The organism is Glycomyces terrestris, from assembly GCF_003933745.1.
Lineage (GTDB): Bacteria > Actinomycetota > Actinomycetes > Mycobacteriales > Micromonosporaceae > Glycomyces > Glycomyces terrestris.
In genome coordinates this window covers 445,555-468,257 of sequence record NZ_RSEB01000003.1, presented here as the reverse complement: position 1 = coordinate 468,257, position 22,703 = coordinate 445,555, and the positions used below count along the sequence as shown (strand labels likewise).

The 22,703-nt window shown below is 73.6% G+C and carries 16 protein-coding genes; 12 read left to right on the top strand and 4 right to left on the bottom strand.

All coding sequences use genetic code 11. From position 1 onward, the window contains the following. Positions 1 to 9 precede the first annotated feature (9 nt). A complete protein-coding gene (locus tag EIW28_RS12095) occupies positions 10 to 408 on the bottom strand; it encodes a hypothetical protein (protein ID WP_125247957.1) in 399 nt (132 codons plus the stop codon). Between the two features lie 113 nt (positions 409 to 521). On the opposite strand from EIW28_RS12095, the gene EIW28_RS12090 reads away from it, so the two are divergent. Together EIW28_RS12090 and EIW28_RS12085 are read left to right on the top strand one after the other, a co-directional pair. Beyond that, complete coding sequence (locus EIW28_RS12090) at positions 522 to 890, top strand: hypothetical protein (protein WP_125247956.1); 369 nt, start codon at positions 522 to 524, stop codon at positions 888 to 890. After that, entirely contained in the window at positions 880 to 1,290 is a 411-nt protein-coding gene (locus tag EIW28_RS12085) for a hypothetical protein (protein ID WP_125247955.1), read from the top strand. Before EIW28_RS12090 ends, EIW28_RS12085 begins: the two co-directional genes overlap by 11 nt. Positions 1,291 to 1,295: 5 nt before the next feature. On the opposite strand, the gene EIW28_RS12080 is transcribed toward EIW28_RS12085, so the two are convergent. Continuing rightward, positions 1,296 to 1,922, bottom strand: coding sequence for a hypothetical protein (locus EIW28_RS12080; protein ID WP_125247954.1), 627 nt, complete (start codon positions 1,920 to 1,922; stop codon positions 1,296 to 1,298). Further along, complete coding sequence (locus EIW28_RS12075) at positions 1,919 to 4,342, bottom strand: FtsK/SpoIIIE domain-containing protein (RefSeq protein WP_125247953.1); 2,424 nt, start codon at positions 4,340 to 4,342, stop codon at positions 1,919 to 1,921. The genes EIW28_RS12080 and EIW28_RS12075 overlap by 4 nt, the downstream gene beginning before the upstream one ends. A gap of 365 nt (positions 4,343 to 4,707) precedes the next feature. Between EIW28_RS12075 and EIW28_RS12070 the strand changes: the two genes are divergently transcribed. From EIW28_RS12070 to EIW28_RS12025, 10 genes are all read left to right on the top strand, one after another. Beyond that, the gene (locus EIW28_RS12070) at positions 4,708 to 5,364 is read left to right on the top strand and encodes an OB-fold-containig protein (RefSeq protein WP_125247952.1); all 657 of its coding nucleotides are present in this window, start codon (positions 4,708 to 4,710) and stop codon (positions 5,362 to 5,364) included. 117 nt (positions 5,365 to 5,481) lie between these two features. Further along, on the top strand, positions 5,482 to 7,548 hold the full coding sequence (locus tag EIW28_RS12065) for an SPFH domain-containing protein (RefSeq protein ID WP_125247951.1): 2,067 nt from the start codon (positions 5,482 to 5,484) through the stop codon (positions 7,546 to 7,548). A gap of 164 nt (positions 7,549 to 7,712) precedes the next feature. Continuing rightward, positions 7,713 to 12,659: a DNA repair ATPase gene (locus EIW28_RS12060; RefSeq protein ID WP_125247950.1), complete on the top strand. Its 4,947-nt coding sequence runs from the start codon at positions 7,713 to 7,715 to the stop codon at positions 12,657 to 12,659. Between the two features lie 114 nt (positions 12,660 to 12,773). Beyond that, entirely contained in the window at positions 12,774 to 13,484 is a 711-nt protein-coding gene (locus EIW28_RS12055) for a hypothetical protein (protein WP_125247949.1), read from the top strand. 219 nt (positions 13,485 to 13,703) lie between these two features. Continuing rightward, entirely contained in the window at positions 13,704 to 16,307 is a 2,604-nt protein-coding gene (clpB, locus tag EIW28_RS12050) for an ATP-dependent chaperone ClpB (RefSeq protein ID WP_125247948.1), read from the top strand. A 277-nt stretch (positions 16,308 to 16,584) separates the two neighbouring features. Beyond that, positions 16,585 to 17,814, top strand: a complete 1,230-nt coding sequence (locus tag EIW28_RS12045) for an ArsB/NhaD family transporter (RefSeq protein ID WP_197717221.1) — start codon at positions 16,585 to 16,587, stop codon at positions 17,812 to 17,814. An 89-nt stretch (positions 17,815 to 17,903) separates the two neighbouring features. After that, positions 17,904 to 18,890, top strand: a complete 987-nt coding sequence (locus EIW28_RS24210) for a hypothetical protein (RefSeq protein ID WP_158630383.1) — start codon at positions 17,904 to 17,906, stop codon at positions 18,888 to 18,890. Positions 18,891 to 18,905: 15 nt separating this feature from the next. Next, complete coding sequence (locus EIW28_RS12035) at positions 18,906 to 19,685, top strand: hypothetical protein (protein ID WP_125247947.1); 780 nt, start codon at positions 18,906 to 18,908, stop codon at positions 19,683 to 19,685. Positions 19,686 to 19,699: 14 nt separating this feature from the next. Continuing rightward, on the top strand, positions 19,700 to 20,734 hold the full coding sequence (locus EIW28_RS12030; RefSeq protein WP_125247946.1) for a hypothetical protein: 1,035 nt from the start codon (positions 19,700 to 19,702) through the stop codon (positions 20,732 to 20,734). 166 nt (positions 20,735 to 20,900) lie between these two features. Next, positions 20,901 to 21,725 (top strand): MOSC domain-containing protein, encoded by an 825-nt coding sequence (locus EIW28_RS12025; protein WP_197717220.1) that lies wholly within the window; start codon positions 20,901 to 20,903, stop codon positions 21,723 to 21,725. A gap of 21 nt (positions 21,726 to 21,746) precedes the next feature. Here EIW28_RS12025 and EIW28_RS12020 read toward each other — a convergent pair whose 3' ends face one another. Further along, a complete protein-coding gene (locus EIW28_RS12020; RefSeq protein WP_125247944.1) occupies positions 21,747 to 22,685 on the bottom strand; it encodes a DUF6528 family protein in 939 nt (312 codons plus the stop codon). Positions 22,686 to 22,703: the final 18 nt, after the last annotated feature.

Genomic DNA, 22,703 nt, shown 5'->3' with positions numbered 1-22,703 from the left:
GCGGCGCGGTCAGTCCCGGTCGCCCGTCCAGAACGCGAGGTTGACGAGGATGGAGGCGATGAGCGGCCCGAGGACGAGGATGAGCGGGAAGACCGCCTCGAAGCGGGAGGTCAGGCCCAGGCCCGGGAGCGGGCCGATGAGCATCGGGAGCTCCGTCCCGGCCTCGTAGTCGCCCAGGACCGTGATCTCCTCGGTCCCCGATGCCGTCTCGACGGTCGCGGGGGACCGCATCGCGGTCCCGTCGGTGCACCAGGTGCCGACGCAGTTCGGCGCCTCGCCGTCGTCGAGGACGGTCACGGTGCGGTACTCGCCCCAGAACAGGTACGAGACGCACCAGACGACGACGGCGGCGCAGACGCCGAACCAGGCGAGGAGGGCGAGGCCGGCGGCGGCGCGCGGGAGGGACACGGGGGCTCCAAGGGGGTCAGAGGGTCGCACGGGGTTGCGGGGGTCAGCGTACGCGGCCACTCCCCGGTCCGGCCGCGGACGCCCCGCCGCGGGCCTGTATTAGCGTCGGGTGCGTGATCGAATGGCTCTACCTGGCCGCGCAGGCCGCCGCGCTGGCGATGGGCGCCTGGTTCTTCGTGGAGACGGCCCGCTCGCGGCAGGTGTCGCGCCGCCACTTCGCGGGCGTCGCGGTCCTCGAGGCGTTCCTGCTCGCGCAGCTCGTCGCCGGGATCGCGATCGTCCCGGGCGAACCGGGCGGCGGCAAGGGCCTGTTCTTCTCGTACCTGGTCACCGCGATGCTGGTGCCGGTCGCGGCGGCGTTCTGGGGGTCGATCGACCGCAGCCGCTGGGGGATCGGGACGGTGGCGGCCTCCGGGGTCGTCGTCGCGGCGCTGCTGCTGCGCGTCCACCAGATCTGGGAGTACCAGATCCATGTCGGCTGAACCCCAGGCGGCGCCGCCGCGGACCCTCGCCGACGGCTTCGGCCGCCTCATCGTGCTCGTGTACATCGTGTTCGCGGTCTCGGCCGGCGCCCGCGCGGGCTACCAGGTCGCGACCAAGTTCGGCGAGGCCCCGCTCAGCTTCTCCCTCAGCGCGGTCGCCGCGCTCATCTACCTCGTGGCGGCGGTCGCGATCGTCCGCGGCGCGTCCCGCACCGCCCTCGCGGCGGTCGGCGTCGAACTCGCCGGCGTGCTCGCCGTGGGCGCCTTGAGCTTCGCGGACCCCGCCTGGTTCCCCGAGCCGTCCGTGTGGTCCCACTTCGGCTCCGGCTACGGCTACGTCCCGCTCGTCCTCCCGGCCGTGGGCCTGGTCTACCTCCTCAAGCGCCGCAAGGACGCCTGACCCGCTCAGCTGAAGAAGCCGAGGCAGCCGACGACGAGCGTCGAGCCGCAGAGGACGAGGCCGAGGCGGAAGTTCCGCTCGAGCTTCGCGTGCTCGTCGCCGATGCGGGGCCGGGAGGCGACGCCGATCGTGAGCCAGCCCAGGCAGAACGCCGCGAGCGGGGCCGCGATGAGGATCGCGGCGAGACCGGCGATCCCGAGGGGCCCGTCGGCGCGCACGAACCGGAGGACGGCGAGCTGCACGAACACGCACGCGAGCGCGAACACGCCGTAGACGAGGCCGTTGCGCTCGTCGGCGCGCCAGCGCGGCAGCCACGGGGCCCGGTGGGCGAGGTAGCGGGCGTCCTCGAGTTCGGCGGCGGCGGTGCCCAGGTCGTGCTCGGCGGCGGCGAGCTCGGCGTGCGGGTCGCCGAGGGGCGCGGGGGGCGCGGCGCGCTGCGGGGGCGCGGTGCGGGCCTGGCGGGCGAGGTCGTCGACGGCGGTGCGCTGGGCGGCGGCCTGCTCGGCGATCCGCTGCGTCCGCTGGCCGAGGGTCTCGGCGGCGGTGGCGGTGCGGGCGGCGGCCTCGTCGGCGGTGCGGCGGGCCTCGTCGAGGCGGCGGAGCTGGGCGAGGTAGTCGTCGAAGGCGCTCACTGGCGGGTCCTCTCGATCGCGGGGCCCTCGCCGCTGCGCTGCGGGCCGGGCGCGTGGCCTTCGGGGCGGGTGAAGGGGACGACGAGGCGGCCGCCGGCGGTGTCGGCGTGCCGGTCGACCAGGAGCGCGCGGCCGGGCCGGGGGCTCCAGTGCTGGAACTGGGGTCCGAAGTGGCCCATGATCTCGCTGCCGGGGAGGTTGAGGACGAGGGCGCAGGCGACGTCCTCGCGGCCGGCGGTGCCGCCGATGTCGTCGGTGAAGCGGCGGAAGTTCCGCCACCAGCCGAGGACGTGGACGCCGCGGGCCGGCCCGGTGCGCAGCAGGTCGCGCAGGGCCTTCTGGCCCTTGGCGTCGAGGGCGGCGGCGTCGAGGCCCCACGCGGCGAGGACGGTGCCGTCGGGGATCTCGGCGAGCGCCGCGGCGAACGCGTCGGGCGCGAGCCGCGCGGCGGCGTGCCGGAGGTCGGCGTGGCCGGTGAAGTCGGCGCCCCACACCTGGGTGCCGTTGCCCGCCAGGGCTTCGGCGGCCGCTTCGAGGGCTTCGCCGCCGGCGTGGTCGGAGCCGAGGACGGCGAGGTTGCGGCCGGGCCGCCGGTCGAGGTCGACGCCCGCGGCGGCGAGGTGGAGGGACACTTCGCGGCCGAGGAGCGCGCGGCCGGGCCGGCGCTCCCCGGGCAGGGTCTCGGCGAGGTGGACGGGCCGGTAGCCGTAGAAGACGCGGGGCGCGCCGACGCCGGCGTGGGCGCGGCCGAGCTGCTCGCGCAGCCGCAGCATGACGTCGGGGTCGGTGTCGGGGAAGCGGGCGACGCGGTCGGCGCCGGCGGTGCCGCCCTCGGGGTTGACGACGACCTGCCCGAGCGAGATCCGCGCGGCGGCGTCGTTGTTGGGCTCCAGGACGGTGCGCGCGCCGGGGAGGGCGATGCGCATCGGGAACTGCCCGAAGATCGAGTCCTTCTTGGCCCACAGCGCCTCGATGCCGGAGATCGTCTGGGACGCGAGCACGAGGTGGACGCCGTAGGAGCGGCCCTTGCGGGCGAGGTTCTCCAGCAGCGCCACGGCTTCGGAGGCGACCCGGTCGTTCCCGGCGAGGAGGACCTGGAACTCGTCGGCGACGCACACGATCCGCGGGTACGCCTCGTGCCGGCGCAGGCCCGAGAAGGACGCGGTGCCGTAGCGCTTCATGACGTTCGAGCGGCGCGTCATCTCCTCGTTCAAGGTGGTGAGGACCGCGAGGCCGTACTCGCGGTCGGACTCGACGCCGACGGCGCGCGCGTGCGGGATGAAGCTCGGGTCGCGCTCGGTCGGGATGAACTCGGTGAACGACACCCCCTCCTTGAAGTCGAGGAGGAACAGCGCCAGGTCCGAAGGGGCGTACCGGGACGCGAGCCCGTAGAGGACGTCGAGGAGGAACACGGTCTTGCCGCCGCCGGTGCGGCCGCCGACGAGCCAGTGCGGGGTGGCGTCGTCGAAGCGCAGCCGCACCTCCCCGGCCGCATCGCGTCCGATGAGGACTTCGAGGCCGCGGGCGGGGTCCCCGGACTCGGGGGCGGCCGGGATGAGGTCGGCGAACGTGAGGGTCGCGGCGGCCCGGGCGCGCTCGGCGAGCCGCGCGGCCTCACCGGCCACGAAGGACGGGTCGGGGGCGTCGGGCCAGGCCACGGGCGCGGCGAGGCGGTCGCCGCGGCCGAACGGGGCCGCGGGCGGATTGGTGACCTCCACGTGCTCGCCGACGGCGTGCATGACGGCGGCCTGCGGGAGCTCGGGCAGCCCGCAGCCGAGGACGGTGACGCCGTGGGCGAGCCCGGACCGGGCGACCGCGTCGATCCGCTCCACGAGGGCGCGCGGCGCGTCCCCGAGGGACGCCACGACCAGGAGCATCCGGTCGGTGCGCTTCCCCGCGATGTGCTCGGCCACTTGGGATTCGGCGAGCGCGACGGCGTCGGCGGCGGCGCGCGCGTCGGTCGCGACCGCCTCGACGACGCCCGCGTCGGCGAGGGGCCGCAGCGGCGCGAAGGAGGCGCCGAGGGTCGCGGTGTCAATGCCGACCACGCGCAGGCCGTTCGGTTCGCGGGTCGCGACCGCGTGCAGGACCGCGGTGCGCACCAGCGCCGCGACGCCTTCGACGCGCGCGTCCACGGAGGTCGCGAGGTGCCCGTGGGCGCCGAACGGGACCAGCAGCGGGATCGAGCGGCCCTCGTGCAGGACGATCCGGCCCGCTTGGAGCAGTTCGGGATCGGTGCGCAGCTGCTGCGCGGAGGCGGCCGCGGCGTCGGCGACCTGGCGCTCGGCGTCCAGCAGCGCGGGGTCCACAGGGGTCTGGAAGGCGGCGTCGCCGAGCCGCTGGGCCGCGAGGCCGGCCCGCGCGGCGGCCGCGTCGCAGGCGGCGGCCGCGTTCGCCAGCGCAGTCTGGAAACCGGGCACCGGGCCTCCCCTTCAAGCGGGTTCGGGACCGCTCCGGGCGCGCCCGGACGGCGGCTGTACAACCGGTCACACCTTATCGCGGACCGGCGCGGCGCGGCCGCTCGCGCGGCGGCCCGGCCCGGCGCCGCCGCGAACGCCCCCGCGGCGGGGCGCGAACGTCCGCTTTGCGCAGCCTTCCCCCGCTGGGACGCGTGCATTACCCTAGAAGCAAGCCCGATCTCGCTGACCCGCGAGTGCCCTGACCCGCCACCCGCGCGTGCGGATCGCCCCGCGCGCACGGCCCACCGAACCGTCGACGCGACCCGAGCGCCGCCCCGCGGCGCCCCCGGACCGTCCCCGGATTCGCCGAGAAGGACCCATGCCCCATGAGTGAGTTCCTGGACATCGCCCTCTCCTTCCCTCCGGTCGTGTTCTCCTTCGGCCTCATCGTCGTGGTCCTGTACTGGCTCGCCGTGGTCGTCGGCGCCCTCGACGTGGACGCGGTGGACGGCGGGGCCGACCCCGAGGTCGAGGCCGGCGGGTTCTGGGGCGCGTTCGGCTTCGGCGCCGTCCCGGTCACCGTCGTCCTGTCCCTGTGGATCACCCTCGGCTGGATCGTCACCGTCCTCGGCACCACCTGGGTGCGCAGCGCCGACGTGTTCATCCCCGCGGCCGCCTCCGGCATCGCCGTGCTCGTCGCCGGCCTCGGCGTCGGCATGCTCGGCGCGAAGCTCCTCACCCGCCCGCTCTCGCGCCTGTTCGACGACGCGCCCGCCACCGGCCACGCCGACCTCGTCGGGAAGATCGGCGTCGTGCGCACCGGCACCGTCACCCTCGACTCCGGGCAGGCCGAGGTCATCGACGAGGAGGGCGCGGTGATCCTCATCAACGTGCGCCGCTCCCCGCACGAGCCCGAGGGCATCGACGACAGCCTGTTCGCGCGCCACTCCAAGGTCGTCGTCTTCGACTACGACGCCGCCGACCAGGTGTTCCTCGTCGTCCCCGTCGCGCTCCCGCCGGGCCTCGAGGTCGTCGAGGCCTAGACCCCCGGATCGTGCCGGAGGGAATTCCGCGGACCCCGCAACCGGCAGGGCTTGGTTATCGTGTTTTCACGCCCGTCACTCACGATCCCCCTCTGAAGTCTCGTTAGGAACCACCGAATGGACGCCTCCAACTCGGCTACCCTGATCACGCTCGTGGTCGCCGCGCTCATCTTCCTGGGCCTGCTGCTCATGATCATCCGGCTCTACCGGAAGGTCGCCCCCGGGCAGGCGCTCGTCGTCACCAAGCTCCGCACCCGCAAGGTCTCGTTCACCTCCGCGCTGGTCCTCCCGATCATCCACCGCGCCGAGTACATGGACATCTCGGTCAAGACCATCGAGATCAACCGCGCGGGCAAGGACGGCCTGATCTGCCAGGACAACATCCGCGCCGACATCTCGATCACGTTCTTCGTGCGCGTCAACGCGACCGCCGACGACGTCATCAACGTCGCCGGCGCCATCGGCACCAAGCGCGCCTCCGACCAGGAGACCCTCCAGGAGCTGTTCAACGCCAAGTTCTCCGAGGCCGTCAAGACCGTCGGCAAGCAGCTCGACTTCACCGACCTGTACACGAACCGCGACGAGTTCCGCGACCGCATCCTCAACGTGATCGGCACCGACCTCAACGGCTACTCCCTCGAGGACGCCGCGATCGACTACCTCGAGCAGACCCCGGTCGAGCACCTCGACCCGCAGAACATCCTCGACGCCCAGGGCATCCGCAAGATCACCGAGCTGACCGCCCGCGAGTCGGTGACCACGAACGAGCACCGCCGCAACGAGGAGAAGGAGATCAAGCGCCAGGACGTGGAGGCCCGCGAGGCCGTCCTCGAACTCGAGCGCCGCCAGACCGAGGCCGAGATCCGCCAGCAGCGCGAGATCGAGACCCTCCGCGCCCGCGAGTCCGCCGAGGTCCAGAAGGTCCAGGCCGAGGAGCGCCTCAAGAGCGAGACCGCGCGCATCAAGACCGAGGAGGCCACCGGCATCCAGCACGAGAACCGCCTCCGCGAGATCGCCGTCGCCGAGAAGAACCGCGAGCGCGTCCTCGCCGTCGAGACCGAGCGCATCGAGAAGGACCGCGTCCTCGAGGTCGTCGCCCGCGAGCGCGAGGAGGAGCTCGCCCGCATCGCCGCCAACAAGGAGCTCGAGGCGCAGAAGCGCGAGATCGCCGACGTCATCCGCGAGCGCATCGCCGTCGAGAAGACCGTCGCCGAGCAGGAGGAGGGCATCAAGCGCCTGCGCGCCACCGAGGAGGCCGAGCGCGAGCGCCAGCGCGTCATCATCCTCGCCGAGGCCGAGGCGCAGGAGAACCTCGTCAAGGACATCAAGGCCGCCGAGGCTGCCGAGGTCGCCGCCAAGCACCTCGCCCGCCAGCGCCTCACCGAGGCCGAGGCCGCCCAGCAGGCCGCCGAGCTCGAGGCCCGCGCCAAGATGCGCCAGGCCGAGGGCGACCAGGCCCTCGCCGCCGCCCCGGGCCTCGCCGAGGTCCAGGTCCGCGAGGCCGAGGCCGACGCGATCGAGAAGGGCGGGCTCGCCGAGGCGAAGGCCGCCGAGGCGAAGGGCAAGGCCGAGGCCGAGGCCCAGGCCGCCATCGGCAGGGCCGAGGCGTCCGCGACCGCCGCGAAGGGCACCGCCGAGGCGAACGCCCTGCGCGAGAAGCTCCTCGCCGAGTCCGCCGGCCTCACCGAGAAGGCCGTCGCGATGGACGCGCTCTCGAACGCCTCCCGCGAGCACGAGGAGTACCGCCTCCGCCTGGAGGCCGAGAAGGAGCTGCGCGCCATGGAGATCGAAGCGCGCCGGTCCATCGCCGAGCAGCAGGCCGGGGTCATCTCCGCGGGCCTGTCGAACGCCGACATCTCCCTGGTCGGCGGCGACACCCAGTTCTTCGACCGGGTCGTCGGCGCCATCGGCTACGGCAAGGCCGTCGACGGCTTCGTCGCCCACTCCGACGTCGCCCAGACCGCGGTCGCGGCCTGGGGCAACGGCTCCACGTCGTTCGCGGAGGACCTCAAGGGCGTCCTCGCCGGGATCGGCACCGAGGACGTCAAGAACCTCACCGTCTCCGCCGCGCTCCTCAAGCTCATCCAGGGCGGCGGCGACGAAGGCTCCCTCAGCGGCCTCCTGACCAAGGCCCGCGAACTCGGCGTCGCCGAGCGCCCCGCGGTCGAGGTCGCCGCCCGTTAGTCCGCAGCCCGCCGCGGGCCCCGCCACCCCAGGGGCCCGCGGCGGGCCGCGGCGGCCGCCCGACCGCCGCACCCGAGCCCGCCGCCGACGCCGCCCCCGCGTCCGCACCCGAGTCCCGCTCCGCCGGAACGCCGCATCCGATCCCAACGCTCCCAGGGGAACCCATGGCCGAAGAGACCACCGCCGCGCCCGAGCAGGCCCCCGCCGCCCCGCTCGACTCCTCCCTCGACGGCGGCACCTACGAGGTCCTCTCCTCCCGCCTCGCCGGCTACGCCGCCGAACTCGCCGACCGCGCCGAGGCCCTGAACGCCGCCCGCACCGGCGCGTTCGGCTCCACCGAGCTCACCCTCCTGGGCACCACGCGCATCCGCACCGCGAACAACTGCGTCCCCCGCGACATCGCCCGCGTCGGCGACCGGCTCCTCTTCGGCTACAACGTCCACATGGGACTCAAGTCGCAGACCGGCGTCGCCGACGTCTTCGCCCTCCACGACTTCGGGCGCGAGAGCGGGAACTTCGAGTTCACCGAGGTCGCCGAGCCCGGCCACCTCCTCGACGACCCGAAGTTCACCGCGGACTTCACCGAGATCTACCGCTACTACCGCTCCGCCGAGCTCCTCCAGGTCCGCGAGGTCGACACCCGCCTCCTCGCCGTCTTCAAGATCGGCGAGCAGCTCGCCGACCAGCGCGTGCTGCGCTGGCAGCTCCGCCCCGACGGCACCGCCGACTACATCGACGCCCGCGGCGAGGCCGACGCGGTCTGGCCCGAGCCGTACGACTTCGAGTGGATCCAGACCACCCGCGAGCACCACGTCACCGGCCGCCACCCGCACGTCTCGATCGAGGACGAGATCTTCGTCGAGTGCGTCAACGGCGACCTCACCGTCAAGATCGAGGACAACACCGACTCCGGCGAGGGCCTCTACTCCGAGCCCGTGGCCGAGCCCCTCCAGTCCCTCGCCGACGCCGAGATCGCCTACGCGCGCATCGGGCCCCTGATCCTCCTGCGCATCCTCCCGTACAAGGAGACCGTCGCCCGCCACCTCGTCTACAACACCCGCACCGCCACGGTGGTGCGCGCCGACGCGATCGGCGCCGCCTGCCGCCGCCTGCCCGAGGACCACGGCCTCATCTTCCCCGGCGGCTACTACCTCAACGAGGGCAGGCTCAAGACCTTCGACCACGACAGCGCCGGCCTGCGCTTCAAGAAGGTCATCCGCTCGCCCAACGGCGAGGACGTCCTCTACGTCTTCTACGACCAGGCCGAGGGCCGCTCGCTCCTGCTGCCGTACAACGTGATCCGCAAGGAGGTCGCGGCGCCCATGAGCGTCCACGGCTACGCGGTCTTCGACGACGGCACCCTCGTCGCCTTCCGCGCCAGCGGCGACGAGGCCACCCGCGTCCACCCCATGCAGGTGTGGGCCACCCCGTTCTGCTCCGAGTCCCATGCAGCCGAAACCGAGTCGGGTGACACCCCGATCCACCGCATCGGCAACGCCGAGGCCGTCCGCGCCGTCTCCGACGCGCTCTCGGTGGCCCGCATGGTCCGCGAGATGCAGCCCGCGCAGGCCGTCTTCGAAGCGCTCATCGCCGCCGCCGTCCGCTGCCTCGACGACTACCCCTGGCTCGGCGACGAGGGCCTCCACGGCCTCGACGAGACCCTCAAGCAGGTCAGGGACACCGCCGAGGCCGTCCTCGACGAGTACGCCACGGTCGCCGAGCTCACCGCCGAAGCCGAGCAGGCCCTCGAACAGGCCCGGACCGACACGGTCAAGCTCCTGCGCCGCGCCCGCGGCGAGACCCCCAAGACCGCGGAGGAGTGGGTCGGGCTCCTCACCGAGCTCCGCGGCGCCTCCGGGCACCTCGTGACCCTCCGCGAGACCCGCTACATCGACCTCGGCGGCATCGACGCCCTCGCCGCCGACGTCGCCGAGTCGCTCGCTGCCACCGGCCGCCGCGCCGTCGCGTTCCTGGAGCGAGACGACGCGTTCACCGCCTACCACGAGCAGATCGCCGACCTCGAACGCAAGGCCGAGGCCATCGCCACGGTCGCCGAGGCGAACCCCGTCCTCGACGACCTCGACGCCCGCCAGCAGGGCCTCGAGACGCTCACCGAGGTCGTCGCGAACCTCGACATCGGCGACGCCGTCGTGCGCACCGCGATCCTCGGGCGCGTCTCCGAAGTCCTCGCCGCCGTCAACCGCGCCCGCGCCGCCCTCGCCGCGCGCCGCCGCGAACTCGCCGTCGGCGAGGGCAGGGCCGAGTTCGCCGCCGAGTTCGCGCTCCTCGGCCAGTCCGTCACCGCCGCGATCAGCGCCGCCGACACCCCCGCCGCCTGCGACGAGCAGCTCGGCCGCCTCCTGCTCGCCATCGAGAACCTCGAGACCCGCTTCGCCGACTTCGACGAGTTCCTCGCTCAGCTCGCCGACAAGCGCACCGACGTCTACGAGGCGTTCTCCTCCCGCAAGCAGCACCTCCTCGACGAGGCCGCCCGCCGCGCCGAGCAGCTCGCCGCCTCCGCCGACCGCATCCTCGAAGCCGTCGCCCGCCGCACCCAGGCACTGTCCTCACTGGACGAGGTCAACACCTACTTCGCGACCGACCCGATGGTCGAGCGCCTCCGCAAGGTCGTCGGCGAGCTCCGCGGCCTCGACGACACCGTGCGCGCCGAGGAGATCGAGGGCCGCATCGCCGCCGCCCGCGCCGAGGCCGGCCGCGCCCTGACCGACCGCATCGACCTCTTCGACGGCGACGCCGTCAAGTTCGGCGAGCACCGCATCCCGGTCAACACCCAGCCCCTGGACCTGACGCTCGTCCCCAGCGGCGACGCGCTCGCGTTCTCCCTCACCGGCACCGACTACCGGCACGTCGTGGACGACCCCGGCTTCGCCGAGACCAAGCCGTACTGGCAGCAGTTCCTGCCCTCGGAGAACGCGGACGTCTACCGGTCCGAGCACCTGGCCGCGGCCCTCCTCGCCGAGCACGGCGCCGCGAAGCTCCTCGCCGAGGCGGACCTGCCGAAGTTCGTCGCCGCGGCCGCCGCAGAACGCTACGACGAGGGCTACGAGCGCGGCGTCCACGACGCCGACGCCGCCGCGATCCTCGCCGAGGCGCTGCGTCTCCACCAGCGCGCCGGCCTGCTCCGCTACCCCGCCGCCGAGCGGGCCCTCGCGCGCCTGTTCTGGCACGCGGCCGGCGGCGACGCCGAAGGCAAGGAGCGCCAGGCGGCCTGGAGCGCCCAGGCCCGCTCGCTCGCGCGCGCCCGCGACACCTTCGGCCGCGCCGACGTCATGGCCGGACTCGTCGCCGACCTGGAGGCCGCCCTCGGCGGCTTCCTCGCCGCCGCCCCCGCCCTGCGCACCGAGGCGTTCGCCCCCGACACCGGCCTCGCCGCCGAGTACCTCGCCGAGCAGCTCGCCTCCGGCACCGCCTTCGCCGCCTCCGGCCGGGCCCGCGCCCTCCTCGCGGCCTTCGCGAACCACGTCGGACCCGCCGCCCGGGCTGCCCTGGACGACGACCTCGCCGCCCTCGGCGACCTCGTCCTCAAGTGGGGCCTGGCGTGGAACTGGCTCGACGCGTTCATCGCGCAAGCCGACACCGACCGCTTCGACCGCGCCGACCTCCCCGAGGCCCTCGCGCTCCTGACCGCCCCCGGCGACGCCGCCGACCTCGACGCCGAGCTCACCGCCGCCGTCCCCGGGCTCCTCGGCACCCACGCGCGCATCGAGAACCGCGTCCTGACCCTCCGCCTGGACGAGTTCCTGGCGCGCACCGGGCGCTTCCGCCGCACCGTGCTCCCCGGCTACCGCGCCTACCAGCGCCGCCGCGCCGACCTCATCGAGCGCCACCGCCGCACGCTCCGCATCGAGGAGTTCAAGCCCAAGACGATGGCCGGGTTCGTGCGCAACCAGCTCATCGACGACGTGTACCTGCCGCTCATCGGCGCGAACCTCGCCAAGCAGGTCGGCGCGGGCTCAGGCGAGGGCCGGCGCACCGACCAGTCGGGCATGCTCATGCTCATCTCCCCGCCCGGCTACGGCAAGACGACCCTCATGGAGTACGTCGCCGACCGGCTCGGGATGCTCCTGGTCAAGGTCAACGGCCCCGCGCTCGGGCACGAGACCGTCTCGGTCGACCCGGCCGACGCGCCGAACGCGACCGCCCGCGCCGAGGTCCAGAAGATCAACTTCGCGCTCGAATGCGGCTCCAACGTCCTGCTCTACCTCGACGACATCCAGCACACCAACCCCGAGCTGCTCCAGAAGTTCATCTCGCTGTGCGACGCCCAGCGGAAGATGGAGGGCGTCTGGAACGGCCGCACCCGCACGTACGACCTGCGCGGCAAGCGGTTCGCGGTGTGCATGGCCGGCAACCCGTACACCGAGGCCGGCCAGAAGTTCCGCATCCCCGACATGCTCGCCAACCGCGCCGACGTGTGGAACCTCGGCGACGTCCTCTCCGGACGCGACCAGGTCTTCGCCCAGTCGTACATCGAGAACGCGCTCACCTCGAACCAGGTGACCGCCCCGCTCGCCGGGCGCGGCCGCGCCGACGTGCAGCTGCTCCTCCGCCTCGCCGCCGGGGACCCGACCGCAGCCCCCGAGGGCCTCGCGCACCCGTACTCGGCGGGCGAGCTCGACCAGGTCCTGTCGGTCCTGCGCAAGCTCCTGCGCATCCAGGAGACCGTGCTGCGCAACAACCTCGCGTACATCGCGTCGGCGGCGACCGACGACGCCGCGCGCACCGAGCCGCCGTTCCTGCTCCAGGGCTCGTACCGGAACATGAACCGGCTCGCCGAGCGCGTCGTCCCGGTCATGAACGACGAGGAGCTGGAAGCGGTGATCGACGACCACTACGCGGGCGAGGCGCAGACGCTCGCCTCCGGCGCGGAGTCGAACCTGCTCAAACTCGGCGAGCTGCGCGGGCGCCTCACGCCCGAGCGCGAGGCGCGCTGGGCGGCCGTCAAGGACGCGTTCCGGCGCGAGCAGACCCTGGGCGGCGGCGGCGACGATCCAATGTCGAGGGCGGTCGGCGCCATCACGCTGCTCTCGGACCGCGTCGCCGGGATCGAGGCGGCCCTCCAGCGAAGAGGCGGCGTCCGCGGGGAATAAAGGCTCGCCGCTGGGCCGCGCCGACCCGGACACCCGGTACGCTTTCGAACAAGAGCCTGGCCCTCTGGCCCGCAGTGCCCCGCAGCCGCAGAATCACGAATAAGGGAGGTCCCCGTGCCGACGAAGACGGGAGATAAGGTCCGGATCATCGTCTTGGGCACCGGCCCCGACGCCGACACCGCCCGCGCGATCGCCGAGTCCGACGCCGATGTCGCGCTCGCCAAACAGTTCACCAAGACGGTGACCCACCTGGTCGTCGACGACACCGTCAAGCCCACCGAGGCGCGCCTGAAGAAGGCCGAGGAGGCCGGCGTCCCGGTCCTCACCGTCGCCGAGTTCCGCGCCCTACTCGTCGCCGGAGCCGAGGACGAAGACGCGGCCGAAGAGGCCGCCGCCGAGGAGGCCGAGGCCCCCGCGGCCGCGGCCGACGAGACCCCCGCGGCCGTCGAGGAGCCCGCGGTCGAGGTCGCGGCCGAGCCCGAGGCCGAGACCGCCGCCGCGACCGCGGACGTCGAGCCCGAGCCCGCCGCCGCTGCCGACCCCGAGCCGGTCACCGCGCCCGCCGAGGAGCCCGTCGAGGAGCTCGAGCCGGTCGCCGAGTCCGAGAAGCCCTCGGAGGCGGCGCCCACCGACGCCGCGACCACCGCGCCGGTGGCCGAGGCCATCGACGAGCCCGAGGAGGCGGCGGCCGACCCCGAGAAGGCCGTCCCGTCCCAGGCCGAGGCGCCCGCGATCGAGACGACCGACGCCGGGTCCGAGAAGGCCAAGCCCGGCCTCCTCGCCAAGATCAAGTCGATCTTCGGCCTCACCGGCGCCCGCAAGTAGCGCCCGGAACTGGAAAGCCCCGAGCCCGCCGGGCTCGGGGCTTTACGCTTGCCCGGAATTCGCCCGCGGGTTCGCTGAGGGCGAACGCCGTAAGTTCACCGTTAAAACTTGAGCCGTCTAGACTCAACTTGGCGGCCCGGCATCCGGCCGCCGAGGCCGCTCGGACCCGGCATCCGAGCCGCCCCCACGAGCGAACCAGCGAGAGGAAGGCAGACCGCAGTGGACGTCAACCGCCTGACCACCAAGAGCCGCGAGGTGATCTCCCAGGCCGCGCGCACCGCAGCCGCGAACGGCAACCCCGCCGTCGAGCCCTGGCACCTCCTCGACGCGCTCCTCACCGTCGACGGCTCCACCGCGCCCGGACTCCTCCAGCTCGTCGGCGTCACCCCCGGCACCGTCTCGGCCGAGACCGAGCGCCGCATCGACGAGCTCCCGTCCGCCTCCGGCCCGTCCGTCTCCGAGCCGTCCATGGCCCGGGAGTCCCTGCGCGCCATCAACGCCGCCGACAAGATCGCCTCCGACTACGGCGACGAGTACGTCTCCACCGAGCACCTCCTCGCCGGCCTCGCCCAGGCCGGCGGCGAGACCGGCCGCCACCTCACCGAGCTCGGCGCCACCGACAAGAAGCTCATCAGCGCCTTCCCCACCCTGCGCGGCGGCGACCGCAAGATCTCCTCCTCCGACCCCGAGCAGGGCTACAAGGCGCTCGAGAAGTACGGCGTCGACCTCACCGAGACCGCCCGCTCCGGCAAGGTCGACCCGGTCATCGGCCGCGACACCGAGATCCGCCGCGTCATCCAGGTCCTGTCCCGCCGCACCAAGAACAACCCGGTCCTCATCGGCGAGCCCGGCGTCGGCAAGACCGCCATCGTCGAGGGCCTCGCGCAGCGCATCGTCGCCGGCGACGTCCCCGAGTCGCTGCGCGACCGCCGCGTCATCCTCCTCGACCTCGCCAGCATGATCGCCGGCGCCCAGTACCGCGGCCAGTTCGAGGAGCGCTTCAAGTCCGTCATGGAGGAGATCAAGTCCTCCGACGGCGAGATCATCCCGTTCATCGACGAGCTCCACACTATGGTCGGCGCCGGCAAGTCCGAGGGCTCCCTCGACGCCGGCAACATGCTCAAGCCGGCCCTGGCCCGCGGCGAGCTCCACATGATCGGCGCCACCACCCTCAACGAGTACCGCGAGCACATCGAGAAGGACGCCGCCCTCGAACGCCGCTTCCAGCAGGTGTACGTGGGCGAGCCGTCCATCGAGGACACCGTCGCGATCCTGCGCGGCCTCAAGGAGCGCTACGAGGTCCACCACGGCGTCCGCATCACCGACTCCGCCCTCGTCGCCGCCGCCCAGCTCTCGGCCCGGTACATCCCCGACCGCCAGCTCCCCGACAAGGCCATCGACCTCGTCGACGAGGCCGCGTCCCGCCTGCGCATCGAGATCGACTCGCGCCCCGAGGAGATCGACACCATCGAGCGCGCCGTGCGCCGCCTCGAGATCGAGGAGACCGCCCTCCAGAACGAGCGGGACGACCCGGCCTCCGCCGAGCGCCTCGCCCACCTCCAGCGCGAGCTCGCCGACGAGCGCGAGCGCCTCGCCGCCCTCTCCCGCCAGTGGGAGTCCGAGAAGGGCCGCATCGGCAAGGTCTCCGAGCTGAAGGAGGAGCTCGACGACCTCAAGACCCAGGCCGAGCGCGCTGAGCGCGAGTACGACCTGGAGAAGGCCGCGCAGCTGCGCTACGGCCGCATCCCCGAACTCGAGCAGCAGCTCCAGGAGGCCGAGGCCGAGCTCGCCACCGCCGACACCGACCCGGCCCACCAGCCGATGCTCAAGGAGGAGATCGACGCCGACGAGATCGCCGACGTCGTCTCGTCCTGGACCGGCATCCCCGCCGGGCGCCTCCAGGAGTCCGAGACCCACAAGCTCCTCCACGCCGAGGACGTCCTCGGCGAGCGCGTCGTCGGCCAGCTCGAAGCGGTCACCGTCGTCTCCGACGCCCTCCGCCGCGCCCGGGCCGGCCTCTCCGACCCGAACCGGCCCACCGGCTCGTTCATCTTCGCCGGGCCCACCGGCGTCGGCAAGACCGAGCTCGCGAAGGCCCTGGCCGAGTTCATGTTCGACGACGACCGCGCCATGATCCGCATCGACATGGGCGAGTACACCGAGCAGCACTCGGTCGCCCGCCTCATCGGCGCCCCGCCCGGCTACGTCGGCTACGAGGAGGGCGGCCAGCTCACCGAACCGGTCCGCCGCCGCCCGTACTCCGTCGTCCTGCTCGACGAGGTCGAGAAGGCCCACCCGCGGGTCTTCGACACGCTCCTCCAGGTCCTCGACGACGGCCGCCTCACCGACGGCCAGGGCCGCACCGTCGACTTCCGCAACGTCATCCTCATCATGACCTCGAACCTCGGCTCCTCGGCCCTGGTCGACCCGCTCCTGGAGGAGACCGCCAAGCGCGACCAGGTCCTCGCCGCGATCCGCAACCACTTCAAGCCCGAGTTCCTCAACCGGCTCGACGAGATCGTCATCTTCCACGCCCTCGAGCACGACCACCTGAAGGAGATCGTCACCGTCCAGCTCGGCCACCTCGAGCGCCGCATGGAGGCCCGGCGCCTGCGCCTCGACGTGAACGACGCCGCCAAGTCCTGGCTCGCCGACCGCGGCTTCGACCCCGTCTACGGCGCCCGGCCGCTGCGCCGCCTCATCCAGTCCTCCATCGGCGACCCGCTCTCCCGCGAGCTCCTCGAAGGCAAGATCACCGACGGCGACACCGTCAAGGTCGGCACCACCGACCTCGGCGACAAGCTCACGGTGACCAAGGGCTGAGCCGCACGCGCCTCCGCGAGGTCCGCGGCACCGCCGAGGAACTCGCCCTTGACGTGCCCGGCGAGCTCGCCCACGGTCATGCCCTGGCGCTGCGCGATCGGCTTGAGTCCTGCGAAGCGACGACCGCCACCGGCCCGCCGGTGTCCAGCCCGGGCGCCGCGCTGGAACGCCCCGGCGGCGAGACGAGCTCTCGCCGCCGGGGCACGGCCATCCCGCGGCCCGACGACCCGGTCACTGACCGTGGCCGCCGGGCCGCGGCGTTCCTACCATTGGCCCGGTGACCGAAACCCCGACGCGCGTGCGGCGCCTCCGCCTCGACCGGCTCGACCTCGTCAGCCTAGGCGTCCTCGCCGCCGGGCTGCTGTGCTGGGCCACCGGGGCGCTCCCGAACGGCGACGCCCTCGCGAGCCTCGGGCGCGTCGCGCCGCTCGTGCTGTTCCTCGGCACCGTCATGGTCATGGTCGCGATCGTGCAGGCGTCCCAGCTGTTCGACGTGGCCGCGCTCGGCCTCGCCCGCGCCGGGCGCGGCAGCCACGCCGCGCTGTTCGCCTGCTGCGTCCTCCTCGCCTCCGCGACCACCGTCTTCCTCAACCTCGACACCACGATCGTCCTGCTCACCCCGGTCATGCTCGCCCTCGCCGCCGCCACCCGCGCCCCCGCGCTCGCGCTCGCCATGACGACCGTCTGGCTCGCGAACACCGCGAGCCTCCTCCTGCCCGTCTCGAACCTGACGAACCTCCTCGCCGCCGACCGCATCGGCCTCGACCCCCTCGCGTTCGCCGCCCGCATGTGGGCCCCGCAGCTCGCCGTCCTCGCCGTCACCGCCCTCTGCCTCTGGCTCGGGTTCTGGCGGCGCCGCCACCGCGAACGCGACCGCTACCTCGTCCCCGCCCGGTCGCCGCGCATCGCCGACCGCCGCCTCTTCTGGACCGCCGCCGCGGTCTGCGCCGGGTTCGTCGCCGCCGTCGTCGCGGACGTCCCGATCCAGCTCGTCTCCACCGCCGCGGCCGCCGTCCTCGTCGCCCACTGCCTGCGCCGCCGCCGCGACCTCCTGTCCTGGGACCTCATCCCGTGGCGGCTCCTCGTCCTCACCGCCGGCCTGTTCCTGGTCGTGCCCGCGCTCATGCGCCACGGCGGCGACGCCCTCGTCTCGGCCCTCGCCGGCACCGGCGCGGGGGACGCGGGCGTGTTCCGCGCGGGCCTCACCGGTGCCGGCCTGTCGAACCTCGTCAACAACCTGCCCGCCTACGCCGCCGTCGAATCGGTGATCCCGCCGGGCCGCGAGGACGCGCTCCTCGCCGCCCTCATCGGCACCAACGTCGGCCCGCTGGTCCTGCCGTGGGCCTCCATGGCGACGCTGCTCTGGTTCGACCTCGTCACCGGCCGCCGCCCCGGGGTGCCCGCCGACCAGCGCCTCCGCGTGCCGATCGGCCGGTTCACCGCCGCCGGCGCCGTCCTCGCCGTCACCGCCACGGCCGCGGGCCTGGCCGCCCTCGTCTGGCTGTGATCACGCACCGATCCGGATTGCAATACCACTATGGAATGAAAGTTCGCGATTCGGCCGTATAAGGCAGCATCATTGGTCATAGTGCTCCCATGGCCTTCACTGGTAGCGCAGGCGCCACTCCGCGCCTGACCCGCCGCACCGTCCTCACCGGAGCGGCCGCCCTCGTCGCCGGAGCCGCGGGGGTCCCGGCGCGGCCCGCCCGCGCCGCCGGGAACCCGCAGGTCTGCGCCGCCGCGGCCGGCTGGACCGGCCGGGACGGCGAGCTCCTCGTGCTCACCGCCGAACCCGACGCCGGCCACGCCCTCCGCGTCCTCGAACCCGTCGAGAGCGCGGAGACCGTCACCGGCGTCCTCGGGCCGCCGCTCCCGCTGCCGCTGCCCGCCGACTTCACGCCCCACTCGATGGCCGCGGCCGGCGCGATCCTGTGGGTCACCGGCGCGAGGGAACTCGCGCCCGACCGCGCCCGGCCCGCGCTCGTGCGCGTCCGGGACGGCGTCGGCGCGTACGTCGACCTGCCCGTCCCCGAGGCCATCCGCTCCGGCATCGCCACCGCCGCCACCCCGCTCGGCAACGGCCTCGCCGTCGCGATCGAAGGCGGCCCCGACGAGCACCTGGCCGTCCTCTCCCGCAGCCACCTCGCCGTCAGCGCCGACGGCGGCCGCACCTGGACCGAGCAGCCGCTCGCCTCCGGCCTCGGCGAGGGCTACGGCACCGTCCTCGCCGAGACCGACCGCGGCCTCTTCGCGGCCGTCGCCGACGGCGCCGGCACCCAGTTCGCCTACACCGGCCGCCTCACCGAGTCCGCGTCCCCCGCGCTCGTCCTCGCCCCCGCGGGGACGGTCGCGGGCGCGGGCCGACCGATGGCCGCCGTCGCCGGCGACGCGCACGTCAGCCTCTACTCCGACCGGGACGGCACGATCACCGAGACCCGCTTCGCCGACGGCGGGACCGAGACCGGGCCCGGCGGCGCGGCCCGCGACTGCGCCTGCCTCGGCCAGGTCCTCGCCGTCCCCGGGCGGCCCGGGCTGCGACTCGAGACCGACGGCACCACCATCCACATCAGAGGGCACCGGTAGCGCGGAGGAGGACCCATGGCATTCCCCAGCAGCAGCAAGGCGTTCGCCAGGTCGAGCTGCGAGCTCCCCGACATCACCCGCGACTGGCTCTACGACACCTCCTGGAAGATGCGCTACCGCACCGCCTTCAGCGACACCGGGTACGGCGTGCACCCCTCGGTCACCTCCTTCACGATGCACGAGGAGACGCACACCCAGGCCGGCCGCGTCATGCGCGACCTCCACGCCCTCGGGCAGGCGCACGCGCGCAGCGACGGCCCGTGGGGCTACCAGTGGACCGGCGTCGCCGGCGCGAAGGTCTGCAAGCCCGGCTACCACCGCTACGGCGCCGCCATCGACTTCACCCGGTTCGACTGGGGCTCAGGCCATTACGTGGACACGGCCAAGCACGGGCGCGAGCGCCGCCGCTACCTCAGGCGCCGCTACCTCGCCGTGATTGCGGTCTGCCGCAAGCACTTCGGCACCGTCCTCCACTGCCACAACGACCCGGACGGCTCCCACTGGAACCACATCCACGTCGACCGCGGCCGCCGCGCCGTCGCCGCCGACTGGGACTACCAGACCGACACCACGATCATCCAGTGGGCCGCAAGGGATCTCGCGGGCATCACGGACATGGCGATCGACGGCGACTTCGGCCCGCAGACCACGCGCGGCTTCCAGGCCCTGCGCGAGGCGTTCGGCGCCGAGCGGATCGACCCCACCGCGTCCTCGGCGAACTACCTCGCCTGGCTCGACCTCATCGCCCGACACGGCATGGCCGACAAGGACGCCGGGACCTACCGGGCCGGCTGACGAAGGAGGACCACATGACGCGCACCAGGACCCGCGCCGCGGTCGCCGGGGCCGCCCTGGCCCTGCTCGCCACCGCCGCCTGCGACCCCGCCGCCGACCGCGACGAGGCCGACGACGCCGTCTTCTACGGCCTCGGCGACGACCACCGCCTCTACCGCTGGGAGCCCGGCGCCGACCCCGGCGAGGCGCCCGCCGCCGAACCCGTGCTCGACCTCTCCGGCGTGTGGGACGCCGAAGGCGACGTCGGCACCGTCCTGCGCGCCACCCTCACCATCGACCCCCGCCAGCGCACCGCGGCCTGGATCGAGGGCGCCTCCCCGAACGCGTCCCTGAAGTTCGGCGACCTCGAGACCGGCGAGATCACCACCGCCGCCGCGTACCCCCTCGACCACGCCTGCATCGACCCGACCTGGCTCGCCGACGGCTCCGCGCTCCTCGTCCACCGCGGCGCCGTCTGGGGCGCGGAGTCCGGCGCGGCCATCGGCGACACCACCCCGATGCCCGTGCAGGCGTGGGGCGAGGCCGAGTGGTTCTCGCCCGAGGCCGGCCAGCTGCCGACCACTGTGGACCTGCAACCGGTGGGATGCCGCCTGCGCTGGTACACCGCCGAGGACGGCACGGCCCAGGCGCTCTACCACAACCTCGACGTCTCGGAGCTCTACCGGATCGACGCCGAGGGCACGGTCCTGGAGACCATCCGGGTCGGCGGCCTCACCGGCGCCGAGCCGCTCGTGATCGGCCTGGTCGGCGTCGACCCGACCGGCCGCTACGCGTGCGTCGTCGACGACTACGGCCCCTACGGCGCCTTCAAGGGCGGCTTCACGCCCCACGCCGAAGCGGGCACGCGCGTGATCGACCTGCACACCGGCGAGGCCGCGAGCTCCGGCTCCACGTCGTCCTGCACGACGCTCCAGGCCGACGGGTACGTCTCGCGCGACGGCGGCACCGCGTCCTTCGTCGACTACGACGGCGGCGTCGAGTGGTCCCTCGAACTCCCGGACCAGATCAAGGAGTCGCCGGTCCTCTTCGCCTTCGCGGAGCAGGGCTGACGCGGACCACTCCCGCGCCGTTCACGCCGCGGGCTCGCCCGTACGTCGTCGCGGGCCCGCTCTGGCCGGGCCCTCCAGCCCCGGTCCACTCGGCCCGCCCGGCCCCGCCGCCCGGCCGCCGCGGGACCTGGCCTGCCGCACGGCAGCGCGGCATACGATGCAGTCCGTGAACACTCTCGCCGCGATCCGCCGCCACCCCCTCAAGTCCGCCGCCGCCGAGCACCTGACCGAGACCGCGATCGGCACGCGTGGCCTGGACGGCGACCGCACGTGGGCGTGCTTCGACGCCGACGGCACGATCGGCACCGGCAAGCAGCCGCGCCTGTGGGGCGCGCTCCTCGACGTCACGGCCGTTTACCTTGCGGGCCAAGGGGAATCGGAGGTCCAGCTGACCGTGCCGGGCGGCGCGCCCGTCACCGCCGGCACCCCGGAGGCCGACGCGGCGCTCTCCGCCTGGCTCGGCCGCCCGGTCCGCCTCACCCGGACCGCTCCGGCGCAGGTCAAGCGCCACCACTGGTGGCCCGACGAGCCGGGCATGATCCCCGAGTGGGCCGCCGACGCCGAGCCCGGCGGCGAGGACGTCCAGCCGGTCCGCGGCGCCGCCGACGGCCGCTTCTTCGACTTCGGGCCGCTCCACCTCGTCACCACCGGCGCCCTGGCGCGGCTCGCGGCCGAGCACGGCGCGGCGGTCGACCCGAGCCGCTTCCGCCCCAACCTGATCCTCGACCTCCCCGCCGACCCCGCACCGGGGCAGCGGATCACGATCGGCGACGACGTGGTCCTGGAGGCCGCGCTCCCGACCCCGCGCTGCATCATCCCGTCGATCGCCCACGGCCCCGACGCTCCCGCGGACCCGGGCCTGCTCAAGACCCTCGCCGCGAACCACCGCATCGACGTCCCCGGCTACGGCCGCGCCACCTGCTTCGGCTTCTACGCCGACGTCATCGCCACCGGCACCGTGCGCACCGGCGACCGCGTCGAGCTCTCCTGACGCCGCCCGCGAGGCGCCGCTCTAGTTGTACGCGGTGGTGTAGTACCGCGCCTTGTAGAACTCCGCGCCCGTCCGGGTCCGGTCGGTGGACTGCGAGAACACGACCGTGGGGCTGCCCCAGTCGCGCGAGCCGGCATTGTCGCCGCGCACGTAGAAGTGCTCGCCGCCCGCCATCTTCACGTACGCCTTGATGCGCGTCGTGGTGTGCAGCGTCGTCTTCGCGAGGGTCGTCTTGTTGACCGAGTACACCCCGTACGAGTCCGAGACCTGGAGCAGCGACGAGTTCGAGAAGTCCGCCTGGAGGTCGTGGCCGAGGCCCGAGAGGGCGACCTTCTTGCTGTGCGCCTTGAGGCGGACGTTCCGGTACGTCCCGCTCACGGTGTACGCCTGGACGACCTTGTTCCCGCAGGCCCACAGCAGATTGTTGTTCGGGTCCCAGACGACCCCGTGCGCGCCGGGCAGCGACACGGTCTGCACCTTGGCGAGCGTCGACGGATCGGAGACCTTGGTGGGGCCGTACACTGTCAGGTATCCGTCGGACGAAGCCGCCACGAACGCGCCGACGTTCGGGATGCGCTCCAGCGCATGCGGATTGCCACCGGGGGTGGCGCTCCACAGCACGTCGTTGAGCTCCTGGTGCTTCTCGTCGGTGATGTTCCAGACCCCGACCCTGCCGCCCGAGGCGGCCGCGAGGCCGATCGCCCCGAACTGCGCCGTGTCCCGGATGCGGCAGTCGGACAGGTTCGACCAGCCGCCCGTGCCGGGGCTCCAGGTCTTGTATGCGTTCGCGTCGGTGAACGCCTTGTTCTTGTCGAACACGAACACCTTGTTCGCGACCTGCTCGGTCACCATCACCTTGAAGTTCGCGGTGTCCGCCGCCGCGATCCCGGCGCCGAGCGCCCCGGCGCCGACCAGCGGCGCCCCGATCGCGATCGCCCGCAGCACGTTCCGTCTCTTCACGACATGACTCCTCAAGGG

What these genes read in the sequence shown, in the direction of transcription:
- EIW28_RS24210 (WP_158630383.1), top strand. Translation starts at nt 17,904, where the DNA reads ATGGCCTTCACTGGTAGCGCAGGCGCCACTCCGCGCCTGACCCGCCGC.
- EIW28_RS12065 (WP_125247951.1), top strand. Translation starts at nt 5,482, where the DNA reads ATGGACGCCTCCAACTCGGCTACCCTGATCACGCTCGTGGTCGCCGCG.
- EIW28_RS12085 (WP_125247955.1), top strand. Translation starts at nt 880, where the DNA reads ATGTCGGCTGAACCCCAGGCGGCGCCGCCGCGGACCCTCGCCGACGGC.
- EIW28_RS12035 (WP_125247947.1), top strand. Translation starts at nt 18,906, where the DNA reads ATGGCATTCCCCAGCAGCAGCAAGGCGTTCGCCAGGTCGAGCTGCGAG.
- EIW28_RS12060 (WP_125247950.1), top strand. Translation starts at nt 7,713, where the DNA reads ATGGCCGAAGAGACCACCGCCGCGCCCGAGCAGGCCCCCGCCGCCCCG.
- EIW28_RS12070 (WP_125247952.1), top strand. Translation starts at nt 4,708, where the DNA reads ATGAGTGAGTTCCTGGACATCGCCCTCTCCTTCCCTCCGGTCGTGTTC.
- EIW28_RS12030 (WP_125247946.1), top strand. Translation starts at nt 19,700, where the DNA reads ATGACGCGCACCAGGACCCGCGCCGCGGTCGCCGGGGCCGCCCTGGCC.